14 protein-coding genes are annotated in these 17,933 nt (G+C 63.8%); 6 read left to right on the top strand and 8 right to left on the bottom strand.

All coding sequences use genetic code 11. The annotated features are described in order from the left end of the window. Positions 1 to 6: 6 nt before the first annotated feature. Complete coding sequence (locus tag HPY44_03955; GenBank protein NSW55145.1) at positions 7 to 3,993, top strand: hypothetical protein; 3,987 nt, start codon at positions 7 to 9, stop codon at positions 3,991 to 3,993. Positions 3,994 to 4,246: 253 nt separating this feature from the next. Here HPY44_03955 and HPY44_03960 read toward each other — a convergent pair whose 3' ends face one another. From HPY44_03960 to HPY44_03995, 8 genes are all read right to left on the bottom strand, one after another. Next, the gene (locus HPY44_03960; protein NSW55146.1) at positions 4,247 to 5,287 is read right to left on the bottom strand and encodes a Gfo/Idh/MocA family oxidoreductase; all 1,041 of its coding nucleotides are present in this window, start codon (positions 5,285 to 5,287) and stop codon (positions 4,247 to 4,249) included. 49 nt (positions 5,288 to 5,336) lie between these two features. Continuing rightward, complete coding sequence (locus HPY44_03965) at positions 5,337 to 6,371, bottom strand: alcohol dehydrogenase catalytic domain-containing protein (GenBank protein ID NSW55147.1); 1,035 nt, start codon at positions 6,369 to 6,371, stop codon at positions 5,337 to 5,339. 47 nt (positions 6,372 to 6,418) lie between these two features. Continuing rightward, positions 6,419 to 6,937, bottom strand: a complete 519-nt coding sequence (locus HPY44_03970) for an adenylate/guanylate cyclase domain-containing protein (GenBank protein NSW55148.1) — start codon at positions 6,935 to 6,937, stop codon at positions 6,419 to 6,421. Then, positions 6,934 to 8,205, bottom strand: a complete 1,272-nt coding sequence (locus HPY44_03975) for a M20/M25/M40 family metallo-hydrolase (protein ID NSW55149.1) — start codon at positions 8,203 to 8,205, stop codon at positions 6,934 to 6,936. Before HPY44_03975 ends, HPY44_03970 begins: the two co-directional genes overlap by 4 nt. Before the next feature lie 338 nt (positions 8,206 to 8,543). Then, positions 8,544 to 9,278: a hypothetical protein gene (locus tag HPY44_03980; protein NSW55150.1), complete on the bottom strand. Its 735-nt coding sequence runs from the start codon at positions 9,276 to 9,278 to the stop codon at positions 8,544 to 8,546. Further along, on the bottom strand, positions 9,275 to 10,027 hold the full coding sequence (locus HPY44_03985) for an amidohydrolase family protein (GenBank protein NSW55151.1): 753 nt from the start codon (positions 10,025 to 10,027) through the stop codon (positions 9,275 to 9,277). The genes HPY44_03980 and HPY44_03985 overlap by 4 nt, the downstream gene beginning before the upstream one ends. 235 nt (positions 10,028 to 10,262) lie before the next feature. Further along, positions 10,263 to 11,180, bottom strand: coding sequence for a 1,4-dihydroxy-2-naphthoate octaprenyltransferase (menA, locus tag HPY44_03990; protein NSW55152.1), 918 nt, complete (start codon positions 11,178 to 11,180; stop codon positions 10,263 to 10,265). Positions 11,181 to 11,182: 2 nt separating this feature from the next. Beyond that, positions 11,183 to 11,887 carry a rhodanese-like domain-containing protein gene (locus HPY44_03995; protein NSW55153.1) on the bottom strand — a complete coding sequence of 235 codons (705 nt, stop codon included), beginning with the start codon at positions 11,885 to 11,887 and terminating at the stop codon, positions 11,183 to 11,185. 320 nt (positions 11,888 to 12,207) lie between these two features. Here HPY44_03995 and HPY44_04000 point away from each other — a divergent pair, with 320 nt between their 5' ends. The 5 genes from HPY44_04000 (at position 12,208) to HPY44_04020 (ending at position 17,930) form a co-directional block, all read left to right on the top strand. Next, a complete protein-coding gene (locus HPY44_04000) occupies positions 12,208 to 13,191 on the top strand; it encodes a Gfo/Idh/MocA family oxidoreductase (GenBank protein NSW55154.1) in 984 nt (327 codons plus the stop codon). A 331-nt stretch (positions 13,192 to 13,522) separates the two neighbouring features. Next, a complete protein-coding gene (locus HPY44_04005) occupies positions 13,523 to 13,717 on the top strand; it encodes a hypothetical protein (GenBank protein NSW55155.1) in 195 nt (64 codons plus the stop codon). Positions 13,718 to 13,830: 113 nt separating this feature from the next. Further along, positions 13,831 to 15,624 carry a hypothetical protein gene (locus HPY44_04010; GenBank protein NSW55156.1) on the top strand — a complete coding sequence of 598 codons (1,794 nt, stop codon included), beginning with the start codon at positions 13,831 to 13,833 and terminating at the stop codon, positions 15,622 to 15,624. A gap of 58 nt (positions 15,625 to 15,682) precedes the next feature. Further along, positions 15,683 to 17,068, top strand: a complete 1,386-nt coding sequence (locus HPY44_04015; GenBank protein NSW55157.1) for a phosphomannomutase/phosphoglucomutase — start codon at positions 15,683 to 15,685, stop codon at positions 17,066 to 17,068. 10 nt (positions 17,069 to 17,078) lie between these two features. After that, complete coding sequence (locus HPY44_04020; protein ID NSW55158.1) at positions 17,079 to 17,930, top strand: class I SAM-dependent methyltransferase; 852 nt, start codon at positions 17,079 to 17,081, stop codon at positions 17,928 to 17,930. The last annotated feature ends 3 nt before the right edge of the window (positions 17,931 to 17,933 follow it).

Genomic DNA, 17,933 nt, shown 5'->3' on the forward strand with positions numbered 1-17,933 from the left:
CCTACCATGCGCACACCGATTCTCCTTGCTGGCCTGCTCTTCGTCGCCGGCTTGCCCCTCCTTGCCCAGGACAACCCTGTCACCAACGGCGGGTTCGAGCAACTGGACCAGCAGGGCGTACCTGTGGACTGGGAGTTCCTCGGCAATGTGCAGGTTGCGGAAGACGCCCACTCCGGGCGGTACGCTGTGGTCATGGACCGTGAGGGAAGTCCCGGCGAGTGCGGGCTGAACCGGCGCTGGTTGCCCAATGACGGCAAGCAGGGCGCCATGTTGTCCCAACTCAAAGGCGGCATCCGTTTCTGGTACCGCGCGGACTCCAGTAGTGGCCCGGGTACCCTCATCATCTACGTCATCCCCATGAGCGCCGATCCTTTCGAAAACACCGGGTCTCAGCGGGCCACCTATCAGGTCCCCGAAAATCATGTGGGCGACGGTCAGTGGCATGAGGGCGTGCTCAAGTACGACTTCACCTCCCAGCCCAAGGTGAAGTGGGTCCACATCTCCCCGCGCATCAGCGGCAAGCAGGGCAGGCTGCTTCTGGACGACGTACGCTGGGTGGAAAGCGTCGGGCCTATCCCGCGCTTCAAGAAAGTGGGCATCGTCGAGACGCCCGGCCTCGAGGGCGACCATTGCACCATCAAAGCCACCGTGGAGAACGCCGGAGACGAACTCCTGGGGATCGGTCTGGCATCCATTGAATTGGCCGAGGGCCTGCGCGCCGAAGGCGGCCCGAACCGCGCCGTCCAGAACCTCGCGCCCGACCAGACGGCGGACATCGCGTGGAAAGTCCGGGGCAGGAGGGGCAACCGCGGCGAAGTGGGCCTGCTCCTCAAGGCCGGCGAACTGTCGGCGCGCGAGCGTATCCGCTATGAGCCTGTGCTCGAGATCGCCGATCTCACCGCCGACCCCTTCATCTTCACCCCGGGCAGGCCCGCCACGGCGATTCTGACCCTGCGCAACACCGGTCACGCCATGGTGCGCAATGTCAGGGCCGAGCTGCGGCCGGGCGTACCGCTCTCTACCGACCCGGCCCAGCGCCGCCGGCGGCTGGAGTTCATCCGCCCCGGCTCTGAGGTCGAGGTCCGCTGGAACGTGACCTCGGACCGACAGACACCCGAAGCCCCTCTGCGCGCTGTTGCCGACGCCGACAATACTCCGGGCGTCCGGACATCCTGCACGGTGGTGGTGGGTCCCGAACTCTCTGAACCGGAGACAGCACCACCTGGCTGGGGCGTGCTGCTCATGGAGGGCACCGCCTCCATCTACAACGACCGCGTGAAGATCTGCTTTCCGAGAGCCGACTTCGGCTACGGGATCGGCCACATCCAGCGCATGATGGCGGGCGGCTGGCAGACCGTGGCCATGATCCCGCGCATGAGCCGTCTTGTGGTGGAGACGCCTGATGGCAAGCCCATCGAGCACCTTGTCTATGCCAGCGAAATCCGGGACATTCCCAGCCCCGCGGCCGTGGCGCCCGAGATGCTGGACCGCCGTCTGGAACTCGCCGCAAAGCTGCAGGACGCCAATGGCGCGAACTGGGTCATCACCCAGACCGTCACGCTCTCCCCGAACTCGGACGACATCGACTTCCAGCTTCACGCCACCTGCGACCGTCCGGCGAAGGTCCTTGCCCTGGATGGCCCCATGATCTATGCGGGTGAGGGCGCGCCGGCCGGCACGCGACGCCTCGACGCCATCTTCCCCGGCCTGGAGTGGCTGGTGGAGGGAGAACACTCCTCCAGCACCCTCGACATCGTCGCCGGGCATGAGGACCAGGTGCGCTACGTGCCCCACCCGCATATGATCACCTTCCCCATGATGTGCGCGCGACTGTCCTTGCCGCAGACGGGGGATGCCACGGTCGCCCTGAGCTGGGATCATCTCGCCCCGTATGTGCGCGATCTCAATCGACCCAGCGCCGCCTTCGCATCGCCCGATCGGTTCAATGGCCGCGCAAGCACTCTCATGGGTGTATTTGCGCCCTCCATGCCGGAGTACATCCACCGCAACCGGCGCACTGCCCACACCCCGCTGGAACTGGCTGCGGGCGAGGTCATGCAACTGGGCGCCACCGTCACCTTGCTGGCCAATCGACCGGGCGAGACCAGCCTCATCGCGGTCCGCGACTGGATTGGCAAGCATGGCGTGCCCAAACCCAACCCGCTCCCTCACGGCAAGACGTGGACCGACGAGATTTGCTTCTCCATGGCCGCGTACCTCACGAGCCTGTGGGACGAGGAGACCGAGAAATGGTGGCCCTCCCTGGGTGGGCCCGCCATGTGGCACAACGCCGCCTGGTCCAGCGCGAACCTGTATGACATGCGCATGTGCCTGGATCTGTGCCCGCCCGGCCCCACACGCGAGCAGGTCCGGGAGCGCTATGACCGGGTCGTGGAACTGAGCGGGTACACGCCACAGGCCGATGACCTCGGCCTGCAGTTCGCCGGCGCCACCAATTCCGTGACGGCCCTCGCCGGCGAAGTCTCGGGACTCATCCGCGCCCAGCTGCCTGACGGCTCCTGGCGCTTCCGCGCCCGCGTCGAGACGGCCGGGCTTTTCAAGGGGATGGACTACGCCGAACTCGGCCCGGACAACGCCGCGGAGATCGGCACTTGCGCCCATAATGCGTGGACGATCCTGCGCTTCGCACGAATCACCGGGGACAAGGCCGCAAGGGACGCCGGCCTCAAGGCTCTGGCGTTCATGAACCAGTTCGAGGTGCCCCGCGCCGCTCAAGTGTGGGAAGTGCCGGTGCACACGCCCGACATACTCGCCTCCTCCGATGCCTGCGAGGCCTACCTGGAAGGCTACCGTATCACCGGCGACCGGGAATACCTGGAAAAAGCCGTCTACTGGGCGTGGACCGGCCTGCCCTTCGTCTACCTGTGGGACGTGGAAGGCTTCGAGTTCCTGCGCTACGCATCGATCCCGGTCTTTGGGGCATCGTGGAACCAGTGGAGCTGGTTTGGCAACCCGGTACAATGGAACGGCCTGCGGTACGCCTACGCCATCCTGGAACTGGCCGAGTATGACCAGTCTGCGGACTGGAAACGCATTGCTGAGGGCATCACCATCAGTGCCATGTACCAGCAGTCCACCGAGGGTAAGGACCTGGCCCTCTGGCCCGACAGTATGCACGCCATTACGAAGAACAAGTCAGGCTGGGTGTTCGCGCCCCGCCTCATCCTCAAGAACGTCTACCGGATCATGGGCCTCGAACCAACCCCGCACACGGCCCTGGCCCGAGTGGCTTTCGACCACATCCGCATCAGCGCCACGGGTCGCGTCACCGACGCCCAGCACACCGCGGGGTCCGTGTCCTTCCGGGTGGCCTTCCCGGCTCCGCAGACCGGTTATGCCCTGGTCTGCAATGTGACCAAGCCCGGACAGGTGCGTGTGAATGGGGTAACCATACCCGAAAACACTTCGGGGTTTGAGACCCAGCCCGAGAACTCCTGGCGTTACTCCCAGGCCCCGGCCATGCTGGAGATCCGCCTGCCCGGCACCGGCGAGCACAAGGTCGAGCTGATCAACGCCACCTTCCGCGCGGGCAGCTTCACCGCACCCCTGGCGACGTCGCTCAAGTTCGAGTTCACCGAGACCGACGACGGCTGGCGCCCGACCAACGACCTGGCGCCTTTCAAGATCGTGGCCGGAGTTCTGGAGGCCACCATGACCGGCCCGGACCCCTACCTGATCCGCAGCAACTGCGAGGTCCCGGCGTCGAGCGTCAAGCAGGTACGCATCCGCATGGCGCTGCCTCCCGAAGCCGGTGCGGGAGCGCAGCTATTCTGGACTACGGCGGATTCCCCGGCGCTGGACGAGCCAAAGTCCCTGAAGTTCGATACGGTTCCGGACGGCGAGTTCCACGAGTATTCGGTCCCCGTGGGGACACATGAGCTTTGGAAGGGGACCATCACCAGCATCCGCCTGGACCCAACCGGCGGCAACGCAGAGGGCACGGCGCGGATCGACTGGATACGCGGGGAGTAGAGGCGGGCGCTGACCATCGACGGCTGACCCAATCATCGCGCACAGAACACGGAACGGCGCCGCAGGTGCACTGCACCCGCGACGCCGTTTGCTTTCTCCGTTCGACGGCCCGAGCCGCCTCTGCCGTGTGCGGGGTTGGGCTCGTGCCGCGCTTTTCGAAGGGTCTCTTGCTGTCCGTCGACAGGTGCTGTGACGCCCGTCTCGCAGACGCTGCTTTCCACTTTCGCCCTGCCCGACGCCGTCTGCTGTCCGCCTACAGCGTCACCGGCACGCCCTTGTCGGCGCTTTCGTACATCGCAAGCGCTATCTCAAGCGTATGCCGGGCGCTTTCCAGGGTCACTCGCGGCTTGCCGCCGGTGCGGATGGCGTTGATCATGTCCTCCACCATGTACTTGTGCTCGGTGAAGGCGAAGTCCGCCGCGCCACCGGCTGCTGTGGACTGGTTCGGATCGCCGATCTGCACCATGTCTTCGTCGCCCGGTTGCTCTTGCCTGAACTTCCAGGTAACCACGCGCTCTCCCTGCATGATCGCCGTGCCATCTTCACCGTTGACCTCGATCCGGATGTCCGTCCCCGGCCACAGAGCGGTGCTGGCCTGGACGATCCCTTGCGCGCCATTGCGGAACCGCAGGAAGGCGTTCAGGGTGTCTTCCAGTTGCACCTCAGGGTGTGCGAGATTGGTCATTCGCGCCTCAACTTCAGACACCGGTCCCAGCAGGTGGTGCAGCAGGTCGATATAATGGAAGGCGTGCTGGATGGTGACCCCGGCGCCTTGATCCCGCTTGCTGCGCCAGTCGGCGGAAAGGTAGTACTCGGTGGACCGGTACCACTTCATATAAGCGTCGCCCTCGAGCAGCTTGCCGAAGCGCCCGGAATCGATGGCCGCTTTGATCGCTTCGATGGGCTTACGGAACCGCACCTGCAGCGAAATCGCGCACTGCACGCCGTTGGCGTCTCGCGCAGCGATCATCTGGTCCACCTTCTCCAGCGTCATGTCTGGCGGCTTCTCGACCACAACATGCTTGCCCGCCTCCATGGCCGGCACTGCGAACATGGCGTGCATGGAATTGGGTGTGCACACGCTCACCACATCGATGCGGTCGTCAGCCAGCATGGCCTCGAAACTTGCGGCGGCCTCGCAGTTGAACTTCGCGCAGAACTGCCCGAGGCGATCCGCGTCCAGGTCCGTCGCCGCGATGACCTGCCCGCCCTCAGCAGCGGTGATTGCGTTCCCGTGGAAGTCCGAGATCAGCCCGCAACCGACGATCCCGAAGCCCAGCGTCTCGTCGCTCATGTCATGCTCCTTGCGTGATTGGACTTGCGATTCAGCCTGCGGCCCGAGTTTACGGAACAAGAACCGCCTTCAGCGCCTCCATGCTCTCAACGGCTTCGAAAGCCTGCTCCCACTCAGTCAGCGGCAGTTTGTGGGTAATCAGCTCATCCACTCGCACCTGCCCCGACGCCATCAGCCAGATGGTCTTGTCCCAGCTTGCGTAGGCCGTGGACATGTTGAAGTAGAGGGTGATGACCTTGGTCATCGCCGCGTCCCAGTCAAGCTGCACCGGGCGCTTGCCGGTGAGGCCGATGGCGCAGATCTTCCCCCACTTGCGCACCAGGTCCACGCTTTGCGCGATTGCCGGCGGTGCGCCGGAACACTCGATCACGAGATCGGCGCCGCGCCCGTCAGTAAGTTCGCGGCACTTGTCCAGGGGGTTTTCCAGCGCAAAATTGACCACGTGGTCGATGCCCAGCTTCCGCGCGGTGGCTAACCGAAGCTCCTCGTCCGCCGGTGCTCCGACGATCATCACTTCGCGCGCACCCGCCGCCCTGGCAACCTGCGCCGCCAGAAGCCCGATGGGTCCGGGACCGAGCACCACCACGAAATCGCCCACCTCAATGGCCCCGCGCTCGATGATGTCCGTGACCGTGTTCGCCGCGGGCTCAACCAGCGCCGCTTGCTCAAAGCTCATGCTGTCCGGGATGCGATGCAGGAGTTTCGGCGGGTATTTGAGATACTTCGTGAAGGCCCCGTCGATGCCCCAGCCCGGCGACCGCTTCTCAGCGCAGTTCTGGACATGCCCTCGGCGGCACAGGTAACACTGCCCGCAGTGGAGGGTGTGGGGTTCGCCAACCACCCGGTCGCCCACCTGCCAGCCCTTCACCTTGTCACCGACCTGGACGATTTTCCCCGAGAACTCGTGCCCGAGAATGACAGGGGGCCAGTACGGAAACGTGTCGTGCTTTACGTGGACATCCGTGCCGCAGATGCCCGCCGCCATGATCTCAATCAGCACTTCCTCGTCGCTGATCGTCGGCTCGGGGACATCGCGCAGCTCCAGAAAGCCCTCCCCCTTCTGCGTCTTCACAAGGGCCAGCATATTGGCTCCTTTCGGGTGTCTGTCTGGGTCGGAGTCCTACGGAAAACCTACCGTAGCGCGGTGACCTGGAACCCCCGTACTTCGCCGGCGGAATCCACCTTACAGGCCTGGACGTATGCAGCAACCGCCTCGTGGGTGGCCCGGTCGATGGTGATCCCCCCGCACTGCAGCAGGCCCGCGGCAACCATCACCGGCCGCCCCACCACGTCATACGCCAGCATCTGCGGGTGGCCCATTTGGCCCACGGCAGCTTCGCCGGTGGCCACGCCTGCCCGTAACTGGGCCACAGTAGCGTCTCCGCCCAGTTCGGCCACGTATTCGGCGAAGCTCTGGCGCAGGGCCCACATCGCCCGCACCGCAATCTCCTCGCGGCCGCTGTCGAAGATCATGAGGATGCCGTCGCCCACGTACTTCACCAGGCGCCCATTGTGGGACAGGAGTACGTTTCCAGCTCGCTCGTAGAACCCCTGCAGAAACGAAACAATTTCATCCAGGTTCATGTTGCGAGTGGCCACGTTGAACCTGCCTATATCGGCGAAACAAACGGTGCAGCGTTGCTTCTTCATGCATTACCTCCGTGCTGGACTGCCCCGCACCAGTCGCTCACGAATGACCCGAGCACATGGGCGGCCATCAAGATGTCGTCCACGGCGATCTGTTCCTGGTTACTATGCGCAACGCCCAGCGAACCCGGCCCGAAGACCACCGTGGGGATCTTGAGTTGGTTGTTGTACAGCCACGCGTCGCAGGACGCGGTCATCGCGGATACCTTCGGCTCCCGTCCGCAGGCATTGCAGGCGGCTTGCAGGCCCCGCACCAGTGGGTGGTCGGGATCGATTACGTTGGCGTCATGACGATATGTGAACTCCATCTCGAAGTTCTCCGCAAGCCACGGGTCGCCGGCATCCCGCAAGGCCTGACGCATTTCGTCCATGACCTGCTCCTTGGTGCGGTCGGGAAGGATGCCCAGGACGCCCTTGAACACCGACTTCTGGGGTGCCTGAGCGGGCCAGTCTCCGGCCTGCAGCTGCCCGATTGTCAGCGGCGCCGGGTTCTCGAACTGGTCGAACAGGGGATACTTTCCTCGGGACTCGGCAATACAGCGGTCGTGGTATTCCGTGAGTGCCTGAATTGCGGTGATCGACTTCAGCAGGGCGCTCACCGTGCCGCCGGGCTTGCCGCTGTGACCCGACTGGCCGTATATGGTGGTCTCGAACCACACGGCGCCGCGCACCTGGGGCAGGATCACGAACTCCGTCGGTTCGAGCACGATCGCCGCATCCGCAGTGTCACCGGTGCGCACCATGGCAACGCTGCCGTTGCCGCCCACTTCCTCCTCGATGACGAAGTGGAATGTGATGTCCCCGCCTGGCGTGATGTCCAGGTCCTTGAGCAGCCGCAAGAGCGCCCAGGCCGTGACCGCCTGACCTTTGGCGTCACATGCGCCGCGCCCGAACACGATGCCGTCCACCACTTGCGGCTCGAAGGGCTTCTCGTGCATGGACGACGGCGGCACAACATCCAGATGAGTATTGAAGAGAAGGGACTTACCGCTTCCGTCGCCCCTCTTGATGGCTCGGATGCAGGGACGGTCACCGTACTTGATGCCGGCCACCGGATACGAGAAATCCGGGTCCTGCCGGATCGCCTCGGTGACAGGCACATACTCCACAACATCCGCCAGATCCTGAAGTGCTGCGAACATGCACTCCATCGCCGGGCCCTCACTGCCGGGCATGGACGGGATGCGAATGAGATCGCACAGAAGGCCGGTAACGTCCTCGCGCCGGGCCGACAAAGCGGCGTCAACCCGGTGTGCATCGATGGTCGCCATGACAGGCTCAGTCTCCTCGGGAACGTGCGGTCGGACCGGGCTAATATACTACAATTTCCCCCGCGGTGAAGTCCACTGAAACGCGATGGCGCTGGAATGTGAACGCAATTTGTGAAAAGGCGCACGCCCGCAGACGGCGTCGTCCCGGTCGGCAATCCTGAAAACCGCGTAGGCCGACCGTCTCGATCGGCGGATGTCGGCCTTTGCGTCCCTCTGGACGCCCGGCCGCAGGCCTATAGCCCCGGGGTGTCAACCCAGGGCACCGACGACCTACGCGACCTAACGACCAACGCCCTGTCGAGCGAGACGCTCGACCTGCGCGGCGGAAAGCGGAGTAGCTACCCCATCAACTCCTGCGCGTTGCCCACACGGATTCTCGTCAGAGCCGCTTCCGGGAGGTCCGCCTCCTGCAGCTTCAGCACGGCGCTCTTCATATATAACAGCGGAGCGTGTGACCCCAGGGTCACCTTATCTATTCCTACCACATCCACCAGCTTGCCTACACCGCCGATGCCCTCGGTATGCGAGATCTCCCACCACACATTGTCGATGGCCCGGGCTTCGGGTCGCGAGGCATTCAGCACCATGAAGCGCGCCCCCGGGTGATCCGCGGCCAGCATTTCCAGCGGTTTGAGGTCCACCGGCGCCACACGCACCAGGGGATGATGCAATCGCTCATCCTGCATGCGCACGGCGATCTGCACCACAAGCTTCGACCGCTCCGCCAGATCCAGCAATGCTGCCAAGTCTCCGCTGAGCAAGTCGTAGCCGTGATAGTTGGGCAGGAGGCGCAGGGCGAAGATGTCCCAGGCGAGGTACTCGGCGAGGTCGTCGTCCCATCCGGGGTACGCTGGGTTGATCGCCGGCACCAGGCGCAGCCGGTCCTCATGCCCCGCAAGCTTCGCGCGCAGGGCGTTGTTGGCCTCGAAAAGCGAGCGATACAGCACCTCGAGAGGCGATACCCACGCCTGCTGGATGCCGTTCTCGTCCATCAACGCAAGCAAGCCGTCCGGGTCGGAATGCGCCAGGTGCCGGAAAGGCCAGTTGCCCAGGCTCGCATTACAGTCGATCATAGCCCTATCATCCTCGCCATATTGCCACCGAGAATCAGAGCGCGGTCCACCTCGCTAATATCCGCGCCCAGCACCTTCGCAAGCTGAGATGCGAAACTCCGTCCGCCTGCATCGGACCCGAACACCACCCGGTGCGCCCCGAGAAGTTTCACTGCAAGCTCGGTCTGCCCCTGTTCCGGATTTCCGCCGCAAAGGTCCGCCACGATATTCGGGACGTGCCGGATGATGCGCAGGCCGCGCTCCCAGTCTCCTCCGCTGTGGGCCATGAGGAACAGGGCGCGAGGGTGCCTGCGGGCAAGCCCGACCAGGTTGTACGGCGTGGACTCGCCTTCCTCGTTGCCGGTGGCCTTGAGCCATGTGTGCTGCAGAATCGGCACTCCAAGCTCGGTGCACCGCGCCACGATGGGATCATTGCCCGGATGGTCCGCATGGGCGCAGATCCACAGTTTCACCCCGCGCATGGGGCCATTGGCGATGTGTCGGTCGATCTCGGCAACCGACGCATCAGGGTGATTGGGGCTGCAGTATGCGAAACCAATGAGCCGATCCGGGCGGTGCTCGATAGCACGCAGGATATACTCGTTGTCCCTGCGTAGATCATCGGCGGTGGGTTTTGGCTTGAGCCGGTCGCCCAGGCAGACCACGCAGCGGTCAATGCTCATCTTGTCGGCGAAGTGCAAGAGTTCATCAGCAGCGGCACAGGCATCGCCGTCGGCGTGTGTCAGATGGCAATGGGCATCGATAATCAGCGTCGTTCACCTCGCCTGGTTGATAGAAAGGTCTTGCGCAGAGCCACTGTCTCCATGTCGCGCAGGCCGACCGTCCCGGTCGGCGAATCGATGGTGACGGGCGAGACGCCCGCCCCATGCGGATAGAGAAGGAAGCTGATGTTGGCCGTCAGGCCCCGGAGCACGTCGGTAACGACGCGCCGGGCCGTCCGCCTGTAGCCACGGGCGGAATCCCCTGGATTCTGTGAGTCTCCCCCTACCCTCGTAACCCCGCCAGTACCAGCCCCGCGGTCATCAAGAGCCCGGTCAACAGGTGCATCGCCACCGTTCCCACATTGGCGGGTGCGAGCATCGCCGGATCGTCATAGTGTTGTTCCGCAGCGGCAATCGTTCTCGGCAGCAGCAAGCACGCACCGAGCCCAAGCAGCGCGAGCTTCGGCAGCCACCCCAGTACCACCCCGGCCACCAGGGACGCCGGCGCGCCCACGATCATCGCATAGAACCAGTACCGCGCTTTCGCCCTGCCAAGACGCACCACCCAGTGCCGCTTGTCAGCCCAGGCGTCCGCCCGCATGTCCTGGAACTGGTTGATGAACAGGATCGCGGTGATCAGCAGCGTGCTGGGGAGTCCACCAACCACAGGCGCCCAGGAGATCTCCCGGGTCTGCACATAGTATGCGCCCAGGGCGGGCAGGAAGCCGAAGTCAAGAGCGATGCACAGTTCCCCGAAGCCGCGATATGCCAGCTTCAGGGGAGGCGCACTGTAGAAGAATGCGGTGCCGACACCGATAAGGCCGAGTAGCAGGATGAACAGGCCCCGGGTCCAGACCAGGTACAGCCCGATGGCGCTGCCGACTCCAAGGCACACAAGCGCGGCGGCCAGGACCAGCAGCGGGTGAACGCTGCCTTCCTGGATGACTCGGCTGCCCCCGGTGAAGGGGTTGAAGTACTCCACGTTGGCCTCATCGTTCCCGGTGAGGTGGTCGAAAAAGTCGTTGGCGAGATTGGCGCCCGAATGGATCAGCACCATCCCCAGCAGCGTCATCAGCCATGCGCCCGAATGGAACTCCCCGGTGTCGTGCCAGGCCAGGGCGCCGCAGACCAGCACGGGCATGACGCTCCCCGTGAGAAACTGGAACCTCGCCGCCTTGAGCCACAGAGCCAGTTGCGCCATGGTTACCGCTCCACCGGGCCGGGCCAACCGGACATGCCACCCAGGAGGTTGTAGACCCTGTGGAACTGTTTGCGGACCAGGGCGTCCGCGGCAATGCGGCTGCGGGCGCCTGAGGCACAGATGCACACGACCGCCTGCTGTTTCACAAGCAGTCCGGCCCAGATATCCACTTGGTCGTAAGGGTGATTCACCGCGCCGGGAATGTGCCCCGAGGCGAACTCCCCGGCCGACCGCACGTCCACCAGTTGCAGTGCGGCTCCGGCGTCCATGAGCGCCTTGAGCTGTGCACCGGTTATATCCTGCCGCGTCGTCTGTACAAGGCCGTCCCAGTGGGCCATGCCGCCGGTGAGCGCGCATACCTGTCTAAACCCCCGGGCTTTGAGCTCGGCGCGGGCTGAGGCTCCGTCTTCTGTGTCAGCGCCGATGCAGACGATGCGCGCTGTCTGGCTGATGGTGGGCGACCAAAATGGCAGCCGATCCAGCGGATAACTCACAGCTCCGGGGATGTGAGTCATGGCGAACTCCTCGGCGGAGCGCACGTCCGCGAGGATGAGGGGCTTACCGTCGTTCATCATGCCCTCAAGCTGCGCCGCGTTCACTTCGGCTGGGAAGATCACGGGAGCGTCGCTCGATCCACCGCAGCCGGCGATGAGCACGACGGCGGCGGCCGTGCAAAGGCGAAGACCAAGGACTTGACGGCGCGACATAATGTACCCTCCGATTACTGATTCCAGGATCGCCACCAGGGCCGGATGAACTCAACCATTCTATCTTCCAGCGCCCGCGAAGGCCAGAATACAGTTGGCTGACCGGGGGGGGCCACCCTCGGCGTGGTGTGCTTGCCTGACAATATGCAAACAGCTTCCGCGAGGCAGCCATCCTCCTTGCCTTTCAGCCCGATTGGTGCTAATACTTATCGGCGGTCTGAGGCCCGCTCCTGCCATTTCAGGGGCCTTCAGGCTCCAGTCGGCTCGGTGCGACAACCGGCGCCTCGGGCGCCAATCTTCTTGTGAGGGAGACGATCAGGATGGCAGTTCGAGTGGGTTTCGTCGGCGCCGGAGGCATGAACTCTGCGCACATGAAGAACCTCGCGCAGATCAAGGGCGTTGAGCTTGTCGCCGTGGCAGACCTCAACGAGGAGCGCGCAAACCAGCGCGCCGCCGAGTACGGCATGACCGCGTTCACAAGCTGGAAGGCCATGCTCAAGGACGCCAAAATGGACGCCATGTACGTGGCCGTGCCGCCTTTCGCCCATGAGGGTCAGGAGCAGGCGGCCGCGAAGCTCGGGATCCACCTGTTCGTCGAGAAGCCGGTGGCCGTGGACATCAAGACCGCAAAGAGCATCAACAATGCCATCAAGAAGGCGGGGGTTATCGCCACTGCCGGTTTCCAGGACCGGTACCAGGACATCGTGAAGCGCCTTCAGGGGCTCATTGAGAAGCACAAGCCCGGCCTGATCATGGGCTACTGGATTGGCGGCATGCCCGGCGTGCCCTGGTGGCGCGTGAAGTCACAGTCCGGCGGCCAGGCCGTGGAGCAGACAATCCACACTTTCGATATGGCCCGCAACCTGTTCGGCGAGGTCAAGTCGGTACACGCCACCTTCTCCACAGGCCTCATGACCGACGTCGAGAACTACAGCGTGGAGGATGCCAGCGCGGTCAATCTCCAGTTCGAGAGCGGCCTTTGCGGCACCATCTTCTCCGGATGTTTCCTGAAGGGTTACGGCAAGGTGGGCCTGGACATCTGGTGCCCCACCATGAAGATCGAGTACGCAGGCCGCAGCAGGCTCACGGTGTCCGAAGTGGGCAAGGAACCGGTGGTCTACGAAGTGGGCAACAACTTCCTGTTCGAGATCGACAACACCTTCATCAAAGCCGTGAAGAAGGGCGATCAGTCGCTCCTGAAGAGCAGCTACACCGATGCCTGCCGGAGCCTTGCCATTCCGCTGGCCGCGAACGCTTCCATGGAATGCGGCTGCGCAGTTGCGCCGGAGAAGTTCAAGGACTGAGGACCGCAAGGCAGACCGAGAGGAATATTCGGTAACGGCCGACACTCACTTTCCGCTTGACAACTGTCCTGTTGGCATGTTATGCACAATTATGCACGTAGGGCCTACACTCAGGGAAACTCGGGGGCCGGGCGCAAGTGGCGGCAGAGCCTAAGTGCGTCAAATCGCCCCTATAGATAGTACATCGTTTGCCGACCACGAAGGAGTGGTTGGCTATATTGATTCGTGACGGGTGTTTTCAGGTGGGGGGCAGTGTGCGCTCGGTCACAACGAGACCGGGCGAAGCTGGCCTACAGGTTGACACCGTCACCACAGCGAGAGGGAGGAGCCAATGGGTAAGCAACCAAAGGAGGCACTGATTCCGTATTCCGTGCTGGCGTCGAGCCAGAAGGAGAGAATGAGCAGGGCCAAAGCCGTGGCCTCGATCGTCGCGTCACTTGAGGGACAGGCCAGGTCACTGTCGCGGTTGCCGGTGATCGACGCCGACAGGCCCTCGGGACCGGGGGTCTGCCGGCCAGCGGTCTAACTGCAGCCATAGACCATCCGGGCGCGCCCGCACCAGCAGGGACGCGCCCGGTTTGTTTTGCCTCGACGCGGGTGCGGGAATATTCAACCTCAGCGCAACGGGGGGCAACCAACATGAGGGAGTACTACACAGGTGACGCAATGTGGGATGCACTGCGCGAGTGGGACGGCGCGGGGCCCTCGGGCGGCCTCCTTACGCGTCTCGCCGCGTTCCTAGATGGTCAGGGGTGCCGAACGCTCTGGGTAGAGCACAACGCGCTCGATGAGGAGTACTTCCGCGAGTTCCTGCATTTCTACGCTACCACGTTCATGGAGCATCCACCCACGGCGACCCGTCTGCACTTCTTCTCGGCTCCCTTGTCGCGTGTGCGAAGTACCCTAGACCCTGTCCGGACGGGCGTTACCCGGAGAGAACTGGATTCACTCGGGTATCTGGGGTACGTTGTCCTTCGTCCGACGTCACCAGTGACGGTCGGCGAGACCCTGTTGGCAGCCCCCAAGGAATTGCGCGGAGCGAAGTGCTATAACCACTGTGCGACTGTCTTTGGCCAAACGCTGGGCGGCCGGAGGCTACACGTCGCAAGTGCGCCCTTCATTGGGCAGGAGCAGACGGGTGTGTGTGCCCACAGCGCGATCTGGGGGGCCCTGAAGTACCTCCACAAGTATCGCTACTACCCCAAGCTCTCGATGCCAGACATCGCGATCCTGGCGACGGAGCACCAGCCCGATAGCCGGTTCACGAGACCGGCCGAAGGTCTCACAACGCAGGCTATGTATTCCGTCTTCCGCCAACTGGGTTTCCAGATCTTCTATACAGACCACAACGAGTGGGACAACGAGATCTATGATCCACTTGAGGCAACCTACACTTGCGTGGAGAGCGGCCTCCCTGTGTTGGTGGGCCTCTACATCATTGACGAGGAGACAGGGCTCGTCGTTGACGGGCATGCCGTATGGGCCACGGGGCACACTTCCTCAGAGAATCTGGAGCCTCGCCTACGAAAGATAGGCCCAGCCGAAGATGACCCAAAGTACCTCTCGACGTGCGAATGGGCGGCGCACATACTCATTCACGACGACAACGCGGGTCCGTACGTCCCTGCCTGCATCACTCACTCGCCCGAGAACCTGATCTCGCATCCGGAGTTGCGGAATTACCTTAAGATGCACCACCGGATCGAGTATGCCCCCTATGGGGACCATCAAGAGTCGCCGGCCAGCCCCTACTCCGGCAAGATCCTGGCGCTGTCCCACGTGTTCGCTCCTCTCCCTGAGGAGGTCTTCGTGAAGCCTCCCGAAGCCAAGCGATTGGCGCTGTACTCGGTCCTGGGCGAGCATCTTGATGCCATCCTGGACCAGCTCGACGCCGACCATGCCGAGGGCCATATCTCTTGGCCGGTGCCTGGACCCACCCGCGAGTTCGCGGCTGCACGGCTTGACCCAGAGCGGTATGCCTACCGGACGTTTCTCTGCCAGTCCGCACGGTACGCCGAGCACGCGGCGTCGTCCGCATCAATGCCCTCGCAGCTCAAGAGACTCTATGCGCGCACGCTACGACTTCCGGAGTACGTCTGGGTCACGGAGATATGCAACAGGAGTGTTCTTGACGCTCACAGTTCCCATGGCAGTGCGGTGGTCGGTGAGGTTCTGATCGACTCAACCGACTCCTCGGTGCTAAGAGCGCAGGGCAGCCGCTATCACTACTTGGCAATGCACATCCCCGGGCTTATTGTGTTCAACCCTAGCATATGCCGAAACTCCATCTGGCGCTCGAATGGCAGTCAGGAGATGAAGTTGCTGCCTGTGGACGATCCCGGGACCTACGAGGCCTATTCCAAGGATGCGGAGACAGAAGACCCTCCGCGTTCGCACCGCAAACTCGGGCCGATCAGGCACACCCTTCTCTGATCCAGACGGCCGTTCGCTCAGTCCCCGACGCCAAAGCACCACTGGGAGTGGAGCAGCCATGAGCTTCCCCGAACACGTCTTTCGAGAGTATGACATCCGCGGCAAGGTGGGGCCTGACGGCATCAGCCCCGACTTCGTCCGACAGGTGGCCGCCGCCTATGCCACCCGCTTCGCCGGCAAGCCCAACGCCACCCTCGGCGTGGGTCGAGACCTGCGCGCGACATCCACCGAGCTTTCTCAAGCGGCGATCGAAGGCATCCTGTCCACTGGTGTGAACGTGGTGGACGTGGGCCCGACGCCCACGCCGGTCCTGTACTTCGCCATCGGCCATTTCGGGTGGGACGGCGGTTTCGGCATCACCGCATCCCATCGGCCTGCGGATGAGAACGGCATCAAAGTCCGCATGGGCGACGGACCTTTCTACGGGGACGACCTGCAGGCGCTCAAGCGCGAGGTCATGGCGGGCAAGTTCGCAAGCGGCTCGGGAAAGTACGAGACACTGGACGTCTATCCCGAATACTTCCGCATCGCGAAAGAGCAGCTTTCCATCGCCCGCCCGATGAAAGTGGTGCTGGACGTGGGAAATGGCTGTGGGACCCTCACCGCCCCGCGACTCCTGCGTGACCTGGGCTGCGAGTTGACTGTGCTGTTCGAAGAGCCCGACGGCACCTTCCCCGGACGCGGACCAGACCCCACGAAAGAGGGCGCCATTGAGCCCCTGGCGGAGAAAGTGCGGGAGATCGGCGCGGAACTGGGCATCGCCATAGACGCGGACGGCGACCGAGTTGCGGTGGTGGATCACAAAGGGGAGTATGTGCAGCCCGACCAGTACATGATCCCCATCTGCCGGGAACTGTTGGCCGCCGGGCCGATTGCGGTGGTGTCTGAGGTGCGCTGTTCCCAGTCCATTGTGGATGATGTGGAGAATCGCGGCGGGAGCATGTACCTCGAGGCCTGCGGTTACCCATTCATCTTGGCGGGCATGGCCGCGCATGGCGCCGAGATCGGGTTCGAGACCACCGGGCACTGCTATTTCAAGGACCCTCACTTCAAGTTTGATGACGCCACTTTCGGGGCCGGGAGACTCCTCGCCGCTCTGTCCCGCAGCGACCGGAGCCTGCGGGAAATCGTGGACGACGCGCCGAAATACTACCCGGCTGACCCGCCGCGCTATGCCTGCCCCAATGCCCTGAAGTTCCAGGTGGTGGAGGAGATCGGGCACAGCTACGAGCCGGGTGTCCGCCTGATACTTACCGACGGTGTGCGCGCCCAGTTTCCCGATGGCTGGAGTGTGATCCGGGCGTCCAACACCGGCGAGGAGCTTGTTTCGCGCTGGGAGGGCAACTCGCCCGAGGCCCGGGACAGGATCGGCAAGGACTTGACGGATCGCCTGCTGAGCGTCCTGAGAAAGCACGGGCTTGAGCTTCGCGAAGCGGACCATTAGGGGAAGCCCGGTGGATCGAGGGACCTGCCCGATCTGCGATGCCCAGGACTCTCGCGATTACAGGCGGAACATGCGGCTGCGGATGCTGCGCTGCACGGCCTGCGGAACCCTCTGGCAACCGGTTGACCGCGACGCAGCCCCGGACGCAGGGAGATACGGCGACGAGTACTACGAGGCCTGGGGCAGTCTGTCCCAGGCCCGCGCCGTGAAGCTGGCCACCTTCGACGGTTACCTCGGGGTCCTGGAAAAGCATGCCCAACCCGGCAGGCTGCTGGATGTTGGCTGTGCGCTGGGGTTCCTGCTGGAAGCTGCGCAACGCCGGGGCTGGGAGCCATACGGGGTGGAATTGTCCGCCCATGCAGCGCGGGTTGCAGGCGAGAACCTCGGTCCTGAACGCATCTACAAGGGCAGTCTCGAAGAGGCGCCTCTGCCTGCGGGGTCCTTCCGCGCAATCACCCTGACCGATGTGCTGGAGCATCTGCCCGACCCGGTGGGCAGCCTCAGGCGCTGCCACGAGTTGCTGGAGCCGGGCGGCTGCGTGGTGGTGGTCACCCCGCGGGTGGGTTCGCTGTCCCAGCGTCTCATGGGAGCGGAGTGGTTCCAGATCAAGGAGGAGCACCTGCAGCTTCTCACTCCCGGTGCATTGCGGGTGGCATTGGCGTCTGCGGGGTTCCGGCTTGTCCGGGCCTCAATCCCGGAGAAGACCTTGAGCCTGGATTACCTGGCCCACCATTCTCGGGCCTATCCGCGAGCCATCGTGACCCCGGTGCTCAATGTGCTGGAGCGGTTGGCCGGGCCCCTGGCGGGAGTCGGCTTCCGGGTGCGCACGGGGGAGCAGTTGGTGGTGGCGGTCAGGGGTTGATCG

Source organism: Armatimonadota bacterium, assembly GCA_013314775.1.
Lineage (GTDB): Bacteria > Armatimonadota > Zipacnadia > Zipacnadales > JABUFB01 > JABUFB01.

Coding starts and splice junctions, on each gene's coding strand:
- HPY44_04015 (NSW55157.1), top strand. CDS start 15,683: ATGAGCTTCCCCGAACACGTCTTTCGAGAGTATGACATCCGCGGCAAG.
- HPY44_03955 (NSW55145.1), top strand. CDS start 7: ATGCGCACACCGATTCTCCTTGCTGGCCTGCTCTTCGTCGCCGGCTTG.
- HPY44_04010 (NSW55156.1), top strand. CDS start 13,831: ATGAGGGAGTACTACACAGGTGACGCAATGTGGGATGCACTGCGCGAG.
- HPY44_03965 (NSW55147.1), bottom strand. CDS start 6,371: ATGCTGGCCCTTGTGAAGACGCAGAAGGGGGAGGGCTTTCTGGAGCTG.
- HPY44_03980 (NSW55150.1), bottom strand. CDS start 9,278: ATGATCGACTGTAATGCGAGCCTGGGCAACTGGCCTTTCCGGCACCTG.
- menA (NSW55152.1), bottom strand. CDS start 11,180: ATGGCGCAACTGGCTCTGTGGCTCAAGGCGGCGAGGTTCCAGTTTCTC.
- HPY44_04000 (NSW55154.1), top strand. CDS start 12,208: ATGGCAGTTCGAGTGGGTTTCGTCGGCGCCGGAGGCATGAACTCTGCG.
- HPY44_03975 (NSW55149.1), bottom strand. CDS start 8,205: ATGGCGACCATCGATGCACACCGGGTTGACGCCGCTTTGTCGGCCCGG.
- HPY44_04005 (NSW55155.1), top strand. CDS start 13,523: ATGGGTAAGCAACCAAAGGAGGCACTGATTCCGTATTCCGTGCTGGCG.
- HPY44_03995 (NSW55153.1), bottom strand. CDS start 11,887: ATGTCGCGCCGTCAAGTCCTTGGTCTTCGCCTTTGCACGGCCGCCGCC.
- HPY44_03970 (NSW55148.1), bottom strand. CDS start 6,937: ATGAAGAAGCAACGCTGCACCGTTTGTTTCGCCGATATAGGCAGGTTC.
- HPY44_03960 (NSW55146.1), bottom strand. CDS start 5,287: ATGAGCGACGAGACGCTGGGCTTCGGGATCGTCGGTTGCGGGCTGATC.